The organism is Nitrobacter sp. TKz-YC01 (assembly GCF_047824785.1).
Taxonomy (GTDB): Bacteria; Pseudomonadota; Alphaproteobacteria; order Rhizobiales; family Xanthobacteraceae; genus Nitrobacter.
This window is the reverse complement of record NZ_CP181167.1, coordinates 943,585-959,577: the sequence shown is the minus strand read 5'-3', so window position 1 is coordinate 959,577 and position 15,993 is coordinate 943,585. Positions and strand designations below refer to the sequence as shown.

Annotated in this window: 12 protein-coding genes and 4 pseudogenes; 11 read left to right on the top strand and 5 right to left on the bottom strand. The window is 57.7% G+C overall.

The features are described 5' to 3' along the window. The first annotated feature begins 63 nt into the window (after positions 1–63). The 7 genes from istA (at position 64) to ACMYR2_RS04455 (ending at position 6,150) form a co-directional block, all read left to right on the top strand. On the top strand, positions 64–1,593 hold the full coding sequence (gene istA / locus ACMYR2_RS04485; RefSeq protein ID WP_416193341.1) for an IS21 family transposase: 1,530 nt from the start codon (positions 64–66) through the stop codon (positions 1,591–1,593). Beyond that, the gene (gene istB, locus ACMYR2_RS04480) at positions 1,583–2,377 is read left to right on the top strand and encodes an IS21-like element helper ATPase IstB (RefSeq protein WP_416193037.1); all 795 of its coding nucleotides are present in this window, start codon (positions 1,583–1,585) and stop codon (positions 2,375–2,377) included. Before istA ends, istB begins: the two co-directional genes overlap by 11 nt. Positions 2,378–2,494: 117 nt before the next feature. Then, on the top strand, positions 2,495–2,845 hold the full coding sequence (locus tag ACMYR2_RS04475; RefSeq protein ID WP_416193752.1) for a DNA methyltransferase: 351 nt from the start codon (positions 2,495–2,497) through the stop codon (positions 2,843–2,845). After that, complete coding sequence (locus ACMYR2_RS04470; protein ID WP_416193751.1) at positions 2,778–3,206, top strand: DUF5681 domain-containing protein; 429 nt, start codon at positions 2,778–2,780, stop codon at positions 3,204–3,206. Before ACMYR2_RS04475 ends, ACMYR2_RS04470 begins: the two co-directional genes overlap by 68 nt. Then, positions 3,196–4,680 carry a phage terminase large subunit gene (gene terL / locus ACMYR2_RS04465; RefSeq protein ID WP_416193750.1) on the top strand — a complete coding sequence of 495 codons (1,485 nt, stop codon included), beginning with the start codon at positions 3,196–3,198 and terminating at the stop codon, positions 4,678–4,680. Before ACMYR2_RS04470 ends, terL begins: the two co-directional genes overlap by 11 nt. A 202-nt stretch (positions 4,681–4,882) precedes the next feature. Beyond that, positions 4,883–5,038, top strand: a complete 156-nt coding sequence (locus ACMYR2_RS04460) for a hypothetical protein (protein WP_416193749.1) — start codon at positions 4,883–4,885, stop codon at positions 5,036–5,038. A gap of 893 nt (positions 5,039–5,931) precedes the next feature. Next, positions 5,932–6,150: a hypothetical protein gene (locus tag ACMYR2_RS04455; protein WP_416193748.1), complete on the top strand. Its 219-nt coding sequence runs from the start codon at positions 5,932–5,934 to the stop codon at positions 6,148–6,150. Between the two features lie 278 nt (positions 6,151–6,428). On the opposite strand, the gene ACMYR2_RS04450 is transcribed toward ACMYR2_RS04455, so the two are convergent. Further along, positions 6,429–6,782 carry a transposase gene (locus ACMYR2_RS04450; protein WP_416193747.1) on the bottom strand — a complete coding sequence of 118 codons (354 nt, stop codon included), beginning with the start codon at positions 6,780–6,782 and terminating at the stop codon, positions 6,429–6,431. Positions 6,783–7,015: 233 nt separating this feature from the next. After that, complete coding sequence (locus ACMYR2_RS04445; RefSeq protein WP_416193746.1) at positions 7,016–7,543, bottom strand: DUF5996 family protein; 528 nt, start codon at positions 7,541–7,543, stop codon at positions 7,016–7,018. 362 nt (positions 7,544–7,905) lie between these two features. Between ACMYR2_RS04445 and ACMYR2_RS04440 the strand changes: the two genes are divergently transcribed. Continuing rightward, positions 7,906–8,082, top strand: coding sequence for a hypothetical protein (locus ACMYR2_RS04440; RefSeq protein WP_416193745.1), 177 nt, complete (start codon positions 7,906–7,908; stop codon positions 8,080–8,082). Positions 8,083–8,578: 496 nt separating this feature from the next. On the opposite strand, the pseudogene ACMYR2_RS04435 reads toward ACMYR2_RS04440, so the two are convergent. Continuing rightward, positions 8,579–8,776, bottom strand: a pseudogene (locus tag ACMYR2_RS04435) (integrase core domain-containing protein); the annotation flags it as partial. An 87-nt stretch (positions 8,777–8,863) separates the two neighbouring features. Here ACMYR2_RS04435 and ACMYR2_RS04430 point away from each other — a divergent pair. Continuing rightward, positions 8,864–9,211: pseudogene (locus ACMYR2_RS04430) on the top strand (transposase); the annotation flags it as partial. Positions 9,212–9,457: 246 nt separating this feature from the next. Here the strand turns inward: ACMYR2_RS04430 and ACMYR2_RS04425 are convergent. Continuing rightward, the gene (locus tag ACMYR2_RS04425) at positions 9,458–10,480 is read right to left on the bottom strand and encodes an IS110 family transposase (protein ID WP_414648987.1); all 1,023 of its coding nucleotides are present in this window, start codon (positions 10,478–10,480) and stop codon (positions 9,458–9,460) included. A gap of 83 nt (positions 10,481–10,563) precedes the next feature. Between ACMYR2_RS04425 and ACMYR2_RS04420 the strand changes: the two are divergent. Continuing rightward, positions 10,564–11,574: pseudogene (locus ACMYR2_RS04420) on the top strand (IS3 family transposase); the annotation flags it as partial. A gap of 719 nt (positions 11,575–12,293) precedes the next feature. Here ACMYR2_RS04420 and ACMYR2_RS04415 read toward each other — a convergent pair. Then, positions 12,294–14,348: a C1 family peptidase gene (locus tag ACMYR2_RS04415; protein WP_416193744.1), complete on the bottom strand. Its 2,055-nt coding sequence runs from the start codon at positions 14,346–14,348 to the stop codon at positions 12,294–12,296. A gap of 329 nt (positions 14,349–14,677) precedes the next feature. On the opposite strand from ACMYR2_RS04415, the pseudogene ACMYR2_RS04410 reads away from it, so the two are divergent. Further along, a pseudogene (locus ACMYR2_RS04410) lies at positions 14,678–15,986 on the top strand (IS701 family transposase). Positions 15,987–15,993: the final 7 nt, after the last annotated feature.

The following is a 15,993-nucleotide window of genomic DNA, read 5'->3' as shown; positions in this document are numbered from 1 at the left end:
AGATTTGACCCATGTTGGAACCTTTTCCCCGCGATGAGAGCGGGAGAGAACGGAGTGATCAGCATGGAGTTATTGAGCGTCATCCGGCGCTGGCGCCATCGGGACCATTTCTCGATCCGGGAGATCTCGCGGCGCACAGGTCTGTCGAGGAACACGGTCCGCAAGTATCTGCGCGCGGACAGCGTGGAGCCCCGGTTCAACGTCCCCGAGCGCGCAAGCAAGCTCGATCCTTACGCCGACAAGCTATCCCACATGCTCCGGCTGGAGGCGGGCAGATCCCGCAAGCAGAAGCGGACGATCCGGCAGTTGCACGCCGATCTGGTCGCGCTCGGGTATGAAGGCTCCTACAACCGCGTGGCGGCGTTCGCACGCGAGTGGAAGGCCGCCCGGCAGAGGGAGCAGCAGACCAGCAGTCGCGGCGCCTACGTGCCCCTGGCGTTCCAGCCAGGCGAGGCCTTCCAGTTCGACTGGTCGGAGGACTGGGCGATCATCGGCGGTGAGCGGACCAAGCTGCAGGTCGCCCACTTCAAGCTCTCCTGCAGCCGCGCCTTCATCCTGCGGGCCTATCCGCAGCAAACCCACGAGATGCTGTTCGACGCCCACAACCATGCCTTCCGGGTCTTCGGCGGCGTTCCGCAGCGGGGCATCTACGACAACATGCGCACCGCCGTCGACAAGGTCGGTCGGGGCAAGCAGCGCCAGGTCAACGCCCGCTTCTCGGCGATGGTCAGCCACTTCATGTTCGAGGCCGAGTTCTGCAATCCCGCATCAGGCTGGGAGAAAGGCCAGATCGAGAAGAACGTTCAGGACGCCAGGCATCGGCTCTGGCAGCCCATGCCGAACTTTGCATCGTTGGCGGCGCTCAACGACTGGCTTGAGAGACGATGCCGGGAGCTCTGGACCGAGATTCCGCATGGCGTCCGGCCCGGCTCCATCGCCGACGCATGGGCTGAAGAAGCCCCGCGCCTGATGGAGATGACCCGGCCCTTCGACGGCTTCGTCGAATACGTCAAGCGCGTCTCGCCGACCTGCCTCGTTCATCTGGAACGCAATCGCTACAGCGCGCCAGCTTCCTTCGCCAACCGGCCCGTCAGCCTGCGCGTCTATCCCGAGCGGATCGCCGTCGTCGCAGAGGGGCGGGTCATCTGCGAGCATCGACGCGTCTTCGCCCGCTCCCATAACCGTCAGAGCACGACGGTCTACGACTGGCGGCATTACCTCGCCGTCCTGCAGCGCAAGCCGGGAGCCCTGCGCAACGGCGCCCCCTTCGCCGAACTGCCGCCTGCGTTCCGCTCCCTGCAACAGCGCCTGCTCAAGACGCCCGGCGGCGATCGGGAGATGGTCGAGATCCTGGCCCTGGTCCTGCAGCATGACGAGCAGGCCGTGCTCGCCGCCGTCGAACTGGCCATCGAGGCGGGCGCGCCCACCAAGACCCATATCCTGAACCTGCTGCACCGCCTGGTGGACGGCAAACCGCTCGACCCGCCTGCCGTTCCGGCGCCCAAGGCCCTGACGCTGACGAGCGAGCCGCAGGCCGACGTCGAGCGATATGACGCCCTGCGTCAGACTGGGGAGGCGCGCCATGCGTCATAATCCCGCCAGCGGCGCCGTCGTCATCATGTTGCGCAGCCTCAAGATGCACGGCATGGCCCAGGCCGTCGCCGAGCTGACCGAGCAAGGCTCTCCCGCCTTCGAGGCGGCGCTGCCGGTCCTGTTGCAACTCCTCAAGGCGGAGACGGCTGACAGGGAGGTTCGCTCAACGGCTTACCAGCTCAAGGCGGCGCGCTTCCCAACCTACCGCGACCTGACCGGCTTCGACTTCGCCAGCAGCGAGGTCAACGAGGCGCTCGTGCGCCAGCTGCATCGCTGCGAGTTCCTCGAAGACGCTCACAACGTCGTCCTCGTGGGCGGCCCCGGTACAGGCAAGACGCATATCGCCACCGCGCTCGGCGTGCAGGCCATTGAGCATCATCGTAAGCGCGTCCGGTTCTTCTCCACCATCGAGCTCGTCAACGCCCTCGAACAGGAGAAGCTTCAGGGCAAGGCCGGGCAGATCGCAGCGCGCCTCTGCCACTCCGATCTCGTCATCCTGGACGAACTCGGCTACCTGCCGTTCAGCGCCTCGGGCGGCGCCTTGCTCTTCCACCTGCTGAGCAAGCTCTACGAGCGGACGAGCGTGGTCATCACGACCAATCTGAGCTTCGGCGAATGGGCCAGCGTCTTCGGCGACGCCAAGATGACCGCCGCTCTCCTCGACCGGCTCACCCACCGATGCCACATCGTCGAGACAGGAAACGACAGCTTCCGCTTCAAGACCAGTTCCGCGAAACCGCCAAAACCCGCAAAGGAGAAAGCGCGCAACTTGACGACAACCTGACCCAGAACACATCATCAAGGCGGGTCACTTCTCGGTGGAAATCCCGGGTCAACTCTCAGTGGAAATCAACACGCCGGCGTTAATGTCTTTGGGAGCACCCGCGATGACGACCTGGCTATGCATCCGACGGTCAAGCCGCTCGCGCTGGTGGCCGATGCAATTTTGGACTGCTCCAAGCGTGGAGGAATTGTCCTCGACGTGTTCGCCGGTAGCGGCACAACACTGATCGCATCAGAGAAAACCGGTCGGCGAGGCTACGGAATTGAAATCGACCCCCATTATGTCGACGTCATCATTCGCCGATTCCAACAGGTTTACGGCATTACGGCGATTCACGCCGACCTTAAAACTGAGTTCGAGAAAATAAGGTTTGACCGAGCGCGCCCCCGAGGGAAGCAAAATGACAAAAAGAGCGAAGATAATCAGGAAAACGCCAAAAAAATCAGACGCTCCAAAGCCCGGCCGTAATCCCCCAGAGCAGTACAGATTTAAGAAAGGCGTCAGCGGCAACAGCAAAGGACGACCCAAAGGATCAAAGAACCTCAAAACCCTTGTCATGGAAGCGGCCGCCGACCAAGTGGCGGCAACGGTGAATGGAAAATCTCGCAAAATATCCAAGCTGCAGGCGACCGTGATGCAGCTCGCAACGAAAGCAGCTGGCGGGGATCACAAAGCCATGGGAAAATTCCTCGAACTGGTCGACGAAATGGAAACGCGAGCCTCTACTCTGAGGCCTGAACAGTATCCGCTAGGCGAACCAGACTTGGAAGTTTTGCGCGCCACCTATAAGCGCATGAAGCTATGCCGCAAAGAAGGGGATGCCGACTGAAATGGCACCCCCACCGGACAAGATGTACGCAGAACTCCTGCGCCACGACCTTTGCGCCTTTATCCATCGATCGTTTTTGCAACTGAACGCGTCGACCCGATTTCTATCGAACTGGCATGTCGAGGTACTTGCGGCCAAGCTGGAAGATGTCAGGCGGGGCGTTTGCAAACGTCTTATTATCAATGTTCCGCCACGCCATCTCAAATCCCATGCAACATCCATTGTCTTTCCAGCGTGGCTGTTAGGCCACGATCCCTCCAAGAGAATTATGGTCGTCACCTATGGACAGGATTTTTCGGACAAGCTCGCACGGGATTTCAGAGAGCTGATGCGAAGCCCCTTTTATCAGGCTCTATTTGACACCAGACCGTCAAGCGAGGCGACGTCCGAATACGAAACGACATCTGGCGGATATCGACTCTCCGCGTCGATTGGCGGAGGCATCACAGGGCGCGGCGCTGACATTATCATCATCGATGATCCCCTCAAGGCCGACGACGCACAATCGGATGCTCGGCGGAGTTCTGTGAACGAGTGGTATGACAATACGCTTCGCAGCCGCCTCAATAGCCAGGAAGACGGCGCGATCATTATCGTCATGCAGCGTCTCCATGCTGACGATCTGGTTGCTCATGTCACAGAGCATGAAACGTGGGACATCGTCGCAATTCCCGCGATTGCAGAACGTGATGAGGTTTACGAGTTCCAAACGCCGTACGGCACCAGGCATATTCTTCGACGCGATGGCGATACGCTGCATCGCGATCTGATATCGCGTGATCAGCTCGAGCGAATACGTCGTGGAATGACGGAGTATAATTTCTCTGCTCAATACCAACAAAATCCGCAACCACCGTCTGGCAATGTGGTCAAGCGGGATTGGTTGAAATTTTACGTTCCATCTGAAAGACCTCCGAAATTTGAGCAGGTGGTTCAAAGTTGGGACACCGCGAACAAGGATACGGAGCTTGCCAACTACAGCGTCTGCACGACCTGGGGTCTAAAAGACAAGCGCATGTACCTGCTCGACGTGTTTCGCCGGAAGCTCGACTTTCCGGGGCTTAAACGAGCGGTCAAAGATCAAATTTCCCTGCACTCGCCGACTATCGTCCTGATCGAGGATAAAGCGTCGGGCACCTCGTTGATCCAGGAGCTGAGATCAGAAGGGCTTTCCAGAATACAAGCAACTCCGGCCGTTGATGGCGATAAGACCGTGCGATTGCGAGCGCAGACCGCCAAGATCGAAGGCGGCTTCGTTCTCTTGCCAAAAGAAGCGCCTTGGCTCAACGCTTACATTCTCGAATTGATCTCCTTTCCAAACTCCAAGAATGACGATCAGGTCGACTCCACCGTGTTTGCACTTGCTTGGCTCGGGCAAAAGTCAGGTTACGGCTGGACCGACGAAGGCGTCGAAGCGCTAGGAAGGATCGCGGGTCACGAGCTATTGATGAGAAAATTTGGACGGCCCTACTGACGGGAGCGACCGGTCGCGCCGTATTCGCGCAGATCTCTCCCAGTCTGAACCACCTTCACCATGCCGACCTCCGATGCCACGCTAGGAGTTCCACAGTGTGTCGCGAACTTCAAGAATGAAAGGCGGTTTCCCGTCGTGAGGGGCCACCTTTTGGCTCATTGGCGGACAGCTGAGAATCGCCGGGATCAAATTAGACCAGGGAATGGGAACAACGGACGATCACGACAAAGCTCAGGTTCTTCCCGCAGGTAGCTCCTTTGCGATGTCCGCCGGTTCGGTGCACTCTTTCTTCGCCGACGGCGACACAATTATTCAGCTCAACAGCTATCCTAAGGACGATCCGCGTCCGAAGATGTAATGGCGGGATCAACGCCGAAGATTTGGCCACGCGGAGGTAAGCCCGCGTGGCGGCCGTGACCTGCTGAGGAGCGTGTCTTGGTCTCGCACGAAAAGCTCGGGACTGCGCTCTCCGATGGGGTATGGCCCCACCGGGTAGACTCCATATGGAGTGACCAGCGTCATATTTGCTGAGGTGCGAGCTCGCCATAAAGGGTTCGGAAAAGGTTGCAGAGACGGTGGAGAGTTGCCATTTGGCCTGATGCGTTCTGCATCATCCGGGTTGGACAGGTAGCAATCCCCCAAACCCGCCGGCGATTCTCCGCGTCGGCGGGTTTCGCTTTGGCGGCTAACGGTGGTGTTTTCCAACTCAAAAACGCACAACGCCGCGCGGCGGAGTATGTTCGCCGGCGGCGTCGGCTGATACGCACTGGGCCCTGAAATCCCCAGCGATGATGAGTCGCTCGAACCCGCTCAAAGGTTCAAGCGAACTTTTGACGCCCTTAGTTCAAGCCACTTTGCTAGGAGCTCCACCCGCGCTGCGACCATCCAGACCGCGAAGATATCGCTCCAGCTCTGCCCACACATGCCCATCGCCCGCCTGCGGATCATCGCCGCCCATGATGTTGATCGTCAGGGCGCGTACATGCCTGCCAGCCACCGCCGCAGTGCCGTCAGCTGTCAACTTGCGCAGCGTGTTGTTCGTCTCGATCTGGTCGGATCGAGACTCGCGGCTTGTTTACCTCGGCTCACCTGACCGTGAAATCGGTCCAGCCTGAAAAACTATAAGGATATTACGTCCTAAAGTGCCGCTTCGCATTGATGGCAAGGCTTGTTTCGCGTGGCATTTTCGAGTCGTCGAACTTGCCAGCGACTTCCGCTTTGAATTGAATGAACATTAATATGAGTTCTGTGATGCTGATCGATCAGACCAGAAAGTCGATTCTCTCTCTTTCACTCGTCCAAATCGCCGCCCAACAGCACAAGATTTCTCTTGAAATGGCTACGATGCAGGAAATGAGGCGCGAACTTGATGTGATGACTCAGAGCAGTTTCGCGCAGACGATCGCAGATGATCTTCATTCGTCCTCGGTGCCGGATTGCCCACCAGAGGATCACCACGCTGTCGATTAGGCTCGCTCAGTAAACTCCTGCGCTCTGCGATTTTGCATCCGCGGAGCACGTCATGACCGAGGATCGGAAGAGGACCGAAGTCGATCATCCCGCGCAAATATGTAGCGATGGGATGAGCATCGCTTGTAGTGCCGTAAATATCTCCGCTGATGGGGTCTCTATCGATGTGCCGAGCGCGCCACGTCCCCGATCGGTTTCGACTTGTGACCGAGCATGACTGACCTGACCGGGCTTTTTGGACCAAGCGATTGGAGTGCGCCCCTTGGGGCGGACAGAGATCAGGCTGCTGATTTGCCAGTCTGTCGGATGTGTTGATACTCGAACTGTTGAGGACTCAGGTAGCCTAGCGCTGAATGAAGCCGGCATTTATTGTAGACCTCCTCGATGAAGTGGGGAAGGTGCTCGGTAATATCCTCGAAGGTTTCGAACGCCATCGGATAGACCGCCTCGACCCTCAGCGTTTTCATGAAGCTCTCGGCTTTGGCGTTGTCGTAGGGGTTGCCCCGGCGTCCCATCGAGCCGATCAGGCCGTTGGCGATCAGTGTGTCGCGGTAGAGCTCGGCAGCATATTGCGAGCCGCGATTGGTGGACCATACCCGGCAGTGGTTTGCGTCGGTCCATGGCCGGCTCAAGCTCGACTAGGCCGATCGAGCGCTAGTGCTTGGCGTCAGCGCAGCCACGATTGATCGCCTGCTGGTCGAGACCAAAATCGCCGCGGCCGGCGGTAAGCGCCGGCGGGTCGGGTTTTATTCGGCGGTGCGGCGTGAAGTGCCGATCCGGACGTTTAATGACTGGCACGATCCGCCGCCGGGGTTCTGCGAGGTCGACATGGTGGCCTATGGCGACACATCTGTAGCTGGCTCGTTCATTCAGACGTTGACGATGGTCGAAGTCGCGACTGGTTGGACCGAGTGTATGCCGTTACGCGGTCGATCTGCACCAGCGCCCGATGGAAGCGTTCGACTGCCCCACGGTCGTAGGGCCGCAACACGGTGTCCTGCGCGAATGGTTTTGCGTCGGAGATCTCTTTCGGAGCGCCATGAATGTCCATCCGCCCGCCAAGCCGTTCGACCAGCGTGGTCGTTCGGCTCAGGAAGTCGGCTACGCTCATCGCCTCCAGTGGAAAGCTCTCACGCATGTCGGCCGTTTCGCCGATCAGCGCATGGTCGTGGAAGTCAAAGGTCAAGGTGATGGCCGACTTGGCGTCGGGCACCATTCCCGTCGTCAGACCGCGCGGCGTCACATAGAGCGTAGCGTGCCAGGAGGGATTGACCCAGGGTGTGTGCGCGAGCCGGTATTTGTCGACGATCTGGGTCCACAGATCGAGCGCGGTGCATGTTTCGGCCCAATCGCGATAGGGCAAGGCCGGCCAACCCGTTTCTTCCTTGCTCATCCGATCGGCTCCATGGCCTGCCGCGCGAGTGCTTTTTTCACACCCTCGTCCGCTTCCATATGCGCGCGGTGTGCTTTGCCGCGAACCTGTGGGCCCCATGATGAAGCGTAAAAGATCGTGGCGATTACGACTGGTCAGGGCATAAAGATATATCCTTGATATTTCTTTTTAGAGGTATAGATTTGACTCGTGACGAGGGTCCTAGTCCCTTCCTTCGCCGCAAGCTCCGCGATCCGGTACGAGTACCGGTACGTACCGGATCGCTCCACTCTCTTTCTATATCCAAAACCACGAAGGTAGAACGGTCCTTGATTTTGGTTTTGTGCACTCACCAACCAACGAGGGGCCGGGAAAGGTTTCCAATGACTACCGTAAAGCCAGTTCAAGAAGCAGCCCAATCGCAAAAGGACGCCGAAGACTTCGCCACCAAGCAGGCTGATCCACGTTCCAGTGAGAGCCTAGTGCCCATGCTTGTCGCCGGGGTTGTTCTAACTTTTGGAGGGATGATTGCCGCCTTGGCCTTTACTTCAGTGACTTAAAATATGGGTCAATATCGAGTCGATACCTGACCTACTGCATCCAGCAGAGGGAGATGAGCGCAATGGCCATGCACCACGCCAGTCCCGAAGAAGTTTTTGATCTTGCACCATTGGGTCCGAAGCTAAAGGACGGACAACCGCCGTCGTAAAATCGGAAGCGTTCGAGGTCGTGCGACTCATCGTTCACGCTGGCACGGATATCAAGGCGCACCAAGTTGACGGTCCCATCACGCTGCATTGCCTGGGAGGTCGGGCTCTGCTCGGCTTGCCTGAAACGTCACTTGAACTTTCGACAGGTCAATGGGTGTATCTCAAAGGGGGCGTCCCGCACTCGCTCAGGAGAATCGAGGATACGTCGTTACTGCTCACGATTCTTTTCTTCTCGACAAGTTCCGGCCCTCTCAGAGGCCGTTTCGAAAGGGTGTGCGTCGTCAGATAAATTGAGACTGATGGCGGGCTGATTTAGCGGAGGCTCCGGCTCATCCCGGTTGGCATTTTAGGCAGCAGCTTTGCGATGAAGCAATCGCCGTTGTTCGATAGTCTTTCGCTTGACCCTTTCTCGTTGCATCAGGATTATTTGGCCGCGGCCGAAGAAAACCTCGGCAGGAGTGAGATTGTCGAGGCTCTCATGATAGCGCCGATGATTGTAATGCTCGACAAAGGTCTCGATCTGAGTTTCGAGATCGCCGGGCAGGGAGTGTCCGGGATCAGCGCCTATGGCACAGAATTGATGGTGTGATCTAAGGAGTGTTCGGTTCTCGTCGCAGACGAAGGAACGAACATGAGCACGAAGTCGACTGGCGGCAAACGCTCCGCCGAACACGTAGTCAAAGATATCCGCCGTGCGACGCGGCGGCACTTTTCATCAGAGGACAAAATCCGGATCGTGCTGGATGGGCTTCGGGGCGAAGACAGCATCGCCGAGCTGTGCCGCAAGGAAGGGATAGCCCAGAGCCTCTACTACACCTGGTCGAAGGAATTCCTGGAAGCCGGCAAACGGCGGCTGGCTGGCGACACGGCTCGTGCTGCGACGACCGGTGAAGTTCAGGACCTGCGCCGTGAGACCCGTGCCTTGAAAGAGGCGGTTGCCGATCTGACGCTGGAGAACCGTCTGCTCAAAAAAACGTATGGCCCGCCCCGTCTGCAAGAGGATTTTACGGCATTCTGAACAGTCTGCGTCAACGTATACGGTCTCATGAGCAAGCCCATGGCCAAGATGGATATCCGCACGTTCAGAGCCCCATAAGCATGCCGGCAGCGAATGTGCCATTTTTTTGATCGGGATTTCCGAACGCCGTTCGACTGTCAGGCCATCTCTTCGATCCTTCCTGCAAACCCCGTTGGACTGCGCGAACTATGCGCAGCGCTGATCTCGTTAAACCACGGCTACCGGGTAACTGCGTTCAAAGCGCGCTTCCTTGCGCAAGATGGCCCAAGCTATCCGCGCCAGCTTGTTGGCTAAAGCCACCACTACGGCGTTACGGTGTACGCCCCGCTCGATCATTGCCTTCAGCCACCGCCCCAGTGGCGTATCGCTTTGTGACAGCGATGGCAAAGCCGCGCGAGCGCCGTGGATGAGTAGAGTGCGCAAATAAGTGTTGCCACGCTTGGATATCCCGAGCAGCCGAGCCTTACCTCCCGTGCTGGATTGTTTCGGAACCAACCCGAGCCAGGCGCCCAGGTCCCGGGCCTTGGCAAAATTACTTGCATCGCCAACCGCAGCGACCAGGGCCGTTGCGTTGAGCACGCCAACGCCAGGGATCGAAGTCAACCTGCAAGCTGCGGGATCATTGCGTGACAGTTTGACAAATTCGCCATTCAACGCCGCGATTTTCGCGTCGAGTTCTCTCCATTCGGTACGTAAATCGCCAGCTAACTGGCGTATACGCGGTGACAATGTTTGATCGCCATCGACAAGCATGCCATCCACGCCAAGCTCGAATTTCCGCCGGCCGGCCGGGAAGATCTCCCCGCGCTCCAGCAGGATCGCGCGTAGTTGATTGATGAGGTTGGTTCGTTCTGCCACGAGGCGCGAGCGCACACGATGCAGCGTTTGAATATCCAACTGCTCCTGGCTCTTGAGTTCGACGAACCGCATTGTCGGTCGTGAGGCAGCTTCGGCGATTCCTTCAGCATCGCGGTCGTCGTTTTTCTGAGCTTTAATATATGGACGGACGTATTCCGGTGACATCAACCGGATCTTATGACCTTGCGCGACAAACAGGCGGCCCAGGTGATGGGCGCCGCAGCATGCTTCCATCGCAACTACACAGGCCGGAAGTTTCGTCACATATTCGACCAGCGTTTGCCGGCGCATCGTTCGACGAACGACTACAGCACCGGTCGTGTCGACTCCAACAACGCTGCAAGAGTTCTTTCCCAGATCAACCCCGAGGATTGTTATAGACATTAGCTCATTCCTTTCCCGTTTTTGACACCAGCATCGTACTTGATGCCGGAGAAAGGGACGGGCCATTCCATAAGCATGATCGCGGATGGGGGCGACGACGAATGAGATACCCCGCATCCGAGAAGCTCGAGATCATCAGAATGATTGGGCAGTCGCATCTTCCCGCGAAGAAGACGCTCGATCAGCTCGGCATTGCTCGGCGCACCTTCTACCGCTGGTATGACCGCTACCTTAAAGGCGGGCCCGAAGCGTTGGAGGATCGTCCTTCCCGGCCGAGCCGGGTCTGGAACCGCATCGGCGACAATATCCAGGCTCAGATCATCGAATTGGCGCTGGAGCAATCCGAGCTGTCGCCGTGCGAATTGGCGGTGCGATTCACCGACGAGAAGCGCTACTTCGTCTCGGAAGCCACCGTCTATCGCCTGCTCAAGGCCCACGATCTCATCCCCAGCCCGGCATTCGTGGTGATCAAGGCTGCCGACGAGTTCAAGGACAAGACGACGCGGCCCAACGAGATGTGGCAGACCGACTTCACTTACTTCAAGATCATCGGCTGGGGCTGGGTCTATCTGTCGACCGTGCTCGACGACTTCTCCCGCTATATCATTGCCTGGAAGCTGTGCACGACCATGCGGGCCGAGGATGTCACCGACACACTGGAACTGGCGCTCACGGCATCAGGCTGCGACAGCGCCAGGGTGCTGCACAAGCCAAAGCTGCTCAGCGACAACGGGCCGTCTTACATCGCGGCCGAACTCGCTGAATGGATCGGCGCCAACGGTATGAGTCATGTTCGCGGAGCGCCGCTTCACCCGCAGACCCAGGGCAAGATCGAGCGCTGGCACCAGACGCTCAAGAACCGCATCCTGCTGGAAAACTACTTCCTGCCCGGCGATCTCGAACACCAGATCGAGGCCTTCGTCGAACATTACAATCATCGCCGCTATCACGAGAGTCTCGGCAACGTCACGCCGGCCGACGCCTACTTCGGTAGGGCCTCTGCCATCATCGAACAACGCGAAAGGATCAAACGACAGACAATCCAATTCAGGCGCTTGCAACACCGCAAGCTCGCCGCTTAACATCACCAACCAGAGGCCCACACTCCGCTAAATCAAGCAGCCATCTGGGCCAAATGTTCTGACGACGGACAGACAACAATCTGCACAAAGGCAAAGTCGGCAAGCACATCGTCAATGCAAAGGACCCCGGGCGTGGCACGGCACGTGCGGCGAAGGCTGGGCGGGATGCGAGCGCATCGTCCGGCGTCAGAAGCTCGGCCGCGCGCGATCGTTTCGATTGCGACTTCGGTAAGCGTTGACAACCGACGCTCGGCGAGCCGCGCTGAAGCACGGTGAAATTTAAGACTAATTGCCGGAGCTGTCGCGGGTGGGTCTCGCGTACCACATCTGCCTCAACGCAAAATGCGCCTCGGCTTCGCATCAGGAACTTTTGACGCCCAAGATGCTTTCGGCGATGTGCACGAGCCACTTCGTTGCCTTCCACGACGCTCAACTTGTCTGCTCTTGACTTTATCAGGCAGTGGAGTAGCTCCAGATTGCCTCTTGGTCGATTAAGCGACAAAGCGGGCCCTTGGGCGAAGCGCAAATCCGAGAGCCCAGCGCAGGTCAAAGCTGACCGCTAAATTCGCATTGTAGGTATCCCACGGTGGTCTGCTAATTTCCCAGATGACACGCCTGACCAACGAGTTATGCTTGACATTGACGGCTGATGACTTGTGAGCGTCTGCTGTTCGTCGTAATTTCGGCAATGCATTTCCCAACAAAAATTTCTTCAGACTTTAATAACCCATTAGTTCATCGTTTCTGGGTGGAACTGGCGCGGCAGCGCCTAAGATTCGAGACATCACAGTTGTCAGCGTTGAAGCGTCGTTGTCAAAGCCGCCATGCGTTCGTGATGCAGTTTTTCCCTTGGGGCTTGAATATTCAATATCCAATCGCGAATGGGTCGGCATCCCCCCTCGAAAGAGTTGCATCCCTGCGAGTGGGGTGCCGGGTTTGTCTTCGTAGGCTCGTGAAACAAGATAAAGAAGTGAGTGGCTATAGCTTGGCAGAATGTTCGAGCCCGCAGAAACGGTATCCTCCAACTCCAGTTCGTTCGTTAGGTTATAAAGATAGACTTTGTCCCTAAGCTTTAGCGCTCCTTGATCTTTGAGATAAGGCCCGTAGTTCTGGTTGAAAAAATCCACAGTGCAGGCCGGCGCCATCAAGTGAATGCTGCCCAGCTCGATCTGTTTCAGTCTGAATGTCTTTAATGTTGAAAGTAGATTTCCCAGTACGATTGCACCAGCGCTGTGTCCGACAAAATGCAATTTCGGACGTAGCGCACTTTTGTCGAGTGCGGTCAGGAGAGGCGAGAGACCGCGTATTCCGCCATTATAGTCGTCACCCCCGCTAAATGCGACGCGAGCATCCTGCTTCATATTGCGCCAAGCGTACGATCCCGCCTCTTTTCCAAGTCCAGCCTCGAATAACCAGTCGGAAAATCGTCCGCCAACTCGAGCGCCCGCTGGTGATTCGGATAGCTTGCCGAACACTTCATCGATAAAACCGGAGCCCCACATGAGATGGAAGTTGTACAACCCATTGCGGCCAAAGATATCAGTACGCTTCCAGGCGGCTATTCTTTTAGCCTCGTCGGAGAGCGAATTGAGCCCTCCATGAGCATAAATGACCAGGTGATCGTACCCCTTACCTTTGTTTGACTGAGGCAAGGTTAAGCGCTTGACCGTTTCCTGCATCTCTTCCGCGGAAGGTGACCCATACTTACCATCTGTGACAAGCCGTCCGTCATCGATATTGATGAAATGTCCAATGATATCGCCACGACCAGGTTCGCCCGAAACTTTCGGTCCTGATGTGGTTGATAAAGTCGAGCGGGCTATCACACCAAACGCATTTGGAGCTCGGACTCCGAGCTGTAATATCCATGCGTCCATAACGTTGGTGGCCCAGTCGTCATATGACCAATGGGCGAGCCCATTGTTTCCCCAGGACGGACCCCAAGAATTTAGAATCCAAAAGCCGGCCTCGTCGTAGCCGACGATAGCAAAAGCGTGCCCTCCAGCTGACTTCCCGCCCGGCTCGATGTAAGCGTTGATCGGATTTGTCCAATTACTATGGATCTGTGCCGACACATAGATAATACCTGTTTCATTCAACGCTGCATGGTAATCACTCAGATCCGGTTGAAGGCGAAAATAGGCACCAAGCCGAGTCTCGCGAGCCTCTTTCGCCATCTCATATGTGAGCGCCCAGTTTTGGACAGCTGGGTCGTCAGGAGCGGTTTCCTCACTGCAAACGCCGTTGCGAAACAGCCCCTTTATCGCTCCTCTGATACTCGAACCTTCGTAGTTGCTGCCGCTCCATTCGTCGTTCTTCTTTGCCATCTCATACAGCATGCGGGCACTGACACGCTGAGGACTATCTCCACTAGTTTCGTGAAAGCGCAAAAAGTCGATGACGTGCGCTAGTGAAAACCCTGTGCAACTTGAATCCAGGCCCTGATCTCGGATGGAGAAAGCGATCCTTGGGTAAATCGCGGGATACAATGCCCGTAGATGAGGCATGTAAATCCGGTCGCGAATGTCGGGCATGTCCGGAAGAATATCCAGCCGTCGCTTTCCGAGTTTTGTGGCGCGGCCCAAAAAAGCGCGATTGCCGATTTCAATGACGCTTAGATCGCGGCTTGACCCTTCTGAATCGTCTGCCGGAATACCATCGTCGCTAAGACCTTCCGTAGCGCGGAGATCGGCTGTGACGCGCTCACGGGGCTGTTTGCCCGCAGGTTTACGCGACGAGCGCCTATTTGCCATCTTCTTTGCTCGTTTTGCCATTTTTCCTCCGGACAGATTTTGACCCCGCCAATGATAGTTTGCGTTCGGTCTCCACCGAACGCTAAGAAACTCAATAATAATAATACGCCGTATTTGGTTGCCCGCAATAGTTGAGGACCGCTTCGGTTGGTGCCTGTCGCCAGCTGCCCCGAATAAACTTGGATGTACGTAGTAATAGAGTCGAAGATCGACACAACCTTGTCTAATCTTACTGTGTCATAAATGTTCGATTTGATTCATGATCGAGATTCACCCGCGATTCGGAGGCGGCCGTGGATGTCGAACGTGATAGAGGAACGAGTGAATCGCGCTTCGCGGCGTTTGTCGAGATGCTCTCGTCGGCGGTGGGGCACTCCGATCGTGCGGCACCGTTGCGGGCCTATTGCGCCGGCCTGATCTTACCGGGCGAGCGCAAGAGCGTCGAACCGATGGCGGCGCGCGTCGAACCAACCCGTGTGCAGGCGGCGCATCAATCGTTGCATCATTTCGTCGCGAAGGCCGGGTGGTCGGATGAAGCCGTGATGGCGAAGGTTCGGACGCATGCGCTGGCGATGATCGAGCGTCACGGGCCCTATTCGTGCCTGGATCATTGATGACACCGGCTTTCCAAAAAAGGGGGTGCATTCGGTCGGCGTGGCGCGGCAATATTGCGGCCAACTCGGCAAGCAGGACAACTGCCAGATCGCAGTTTCCCTGTCGGTCGCCAACGATCATGCCAGCCTGCCGATTGCCTACCGGCTCTATCTGCCGCAGGTCTGGGCTGACGATCCCGCGCGGCGCGCCAAAGCGGGCGTGCCCGACGACATCGTCTTCAGAACTAAACCGCAGATCGCGCTTGATCAAGTGCGGACCGCGCAGGCGCAGGGCGTCGCACCGGGCGTCGTCCTGGCCGACGCCGGTTATGGCGTCGACACGACGTTCCGCACGGGGCTGACGAAAGTGGGCCTGGCCTACGTCGTGGGCGTGCAATCATCGATGAGCCTGTGGCCGCCAGGCGTAAGGCCGCTGCCGCCGCAGCGATGGACGGGACGCGGCCGTCCGCCTTCGTTGCTGCGCCGGAATCCGGAGCACAAGCCGTTGTCGGCGAAGGCGCTGGCGATGACGCTGCCGCCGGCTTCGTGGAAGACGATCGCCTGGCGCGAGGGAACGAACGCCGCGCTTGCCTCGCGCTTCGCTGCAGTCCGCGTCAGACCGGCGCATCGGGATTACTGGCGCGCCACGCCTTATCCCGAGGAATGGCTGCTGATCGAATGGCCGAAGGGCGAGCCCGAACCAATCAAATACTGGCTCTCGACGATGCCGGAGAAAACGCCGATCGCGGCTCTTGTCGATCGCGCCAAACTGCGCTGGCGGATCGAACGCGATTACCAGGAACTCAAGCAGGAGGTCGGTCTTGGCCACTACGAAGGGCGAGGCTGGCGGGGCTTCCATCATCACGCAACGCTTTGCATCGCAGCCTACGGATTCCTGGTCTCCGAACGGAGTCTGATTCCCCCCTCAGCCTCTGGAAGCGAAACAATCATCGAAGCGCCTGCGATACCCCGAAGTTATCGACCCCGCGGAGCCGCCACTCCGGCCGGAACGTCACGTCGCCATGAGGTGGACCCGCTTGGTGAGACAGTTTGGCGGCCTGGCTAAGGTGGAT

Bases quoted from the DNA above. Each gene is read 5' to 3' on its own strand.
- istA (WP_416193341.1), top strand. From the start codon at position 64: ATGGAGTTATTGAGCGTCATCCGGCGCTGGCGCCATCGGGACCATTTC.
- istB (WP_416193037.1), top strand. From the start codon at position 1,583: ATGCGTCATAATCCCGCCAGCGGCGCCGTCGTCATCATGTTGCGCAGC.
- ACMYR2_RS04475 (WP_416193752.1), top strand. From the start codon at position 2,495: ATGCATCCGACGGTCAAGCCGCTCGCGCTGGTGGCCGATGCAATTTTG.
- ACMYR2_RS04470 (WP_416193751.1), top strand. From the start codon at position 2,778: ATGACAAAAAGAGCGAAGATAATCAGGAAAACGCCAAAAAAATCAGAC.
- terL (WP_416193750.1), top strand. From the start codon at position 3,196: ATGCCGACTGAAATGGCACCCCCACCGGACAAGATGTACGCAGAACTC.
- ACMYR2_RS04460 (WP_416193749.1), top strand. From the start codon at position 4,883: ATGGGAACAACGGACGATCACGACAAAGCTCAGGTTCTTCCCGCAGGT.
- ACMYR2_RS04455 (WP_416193748.1), top strand. From the start codon at position 5,932: ATGCTGATCGATCAGACCAGAAAGTCGATTCTCTCTCTTTCACTCGTC.
- ACMYR2_RS04445 (WP_416193746.1), bottom strand. From the start codon at position 7,543: ATGAGCAAGGAAGAAACGGGTTGGCCGGCCTTGCCCTATCGCGATTGG.
- ACMYR2_RS04440 (WP_416193745.1), top strand. From the start codon at position 7,906: ATGACTACCGTAAAGCCAGTTCAAGAAGCAGCCCAATCGCAAAAGGAC.
- ACMYR2_RS04415 (WP_416193744.1), bottom strand. From the start codon at position 14,348: ATGGCAAAACGAGCAAAGAAGATGGCAAATAGGCGCTCGTCGCGTAAA.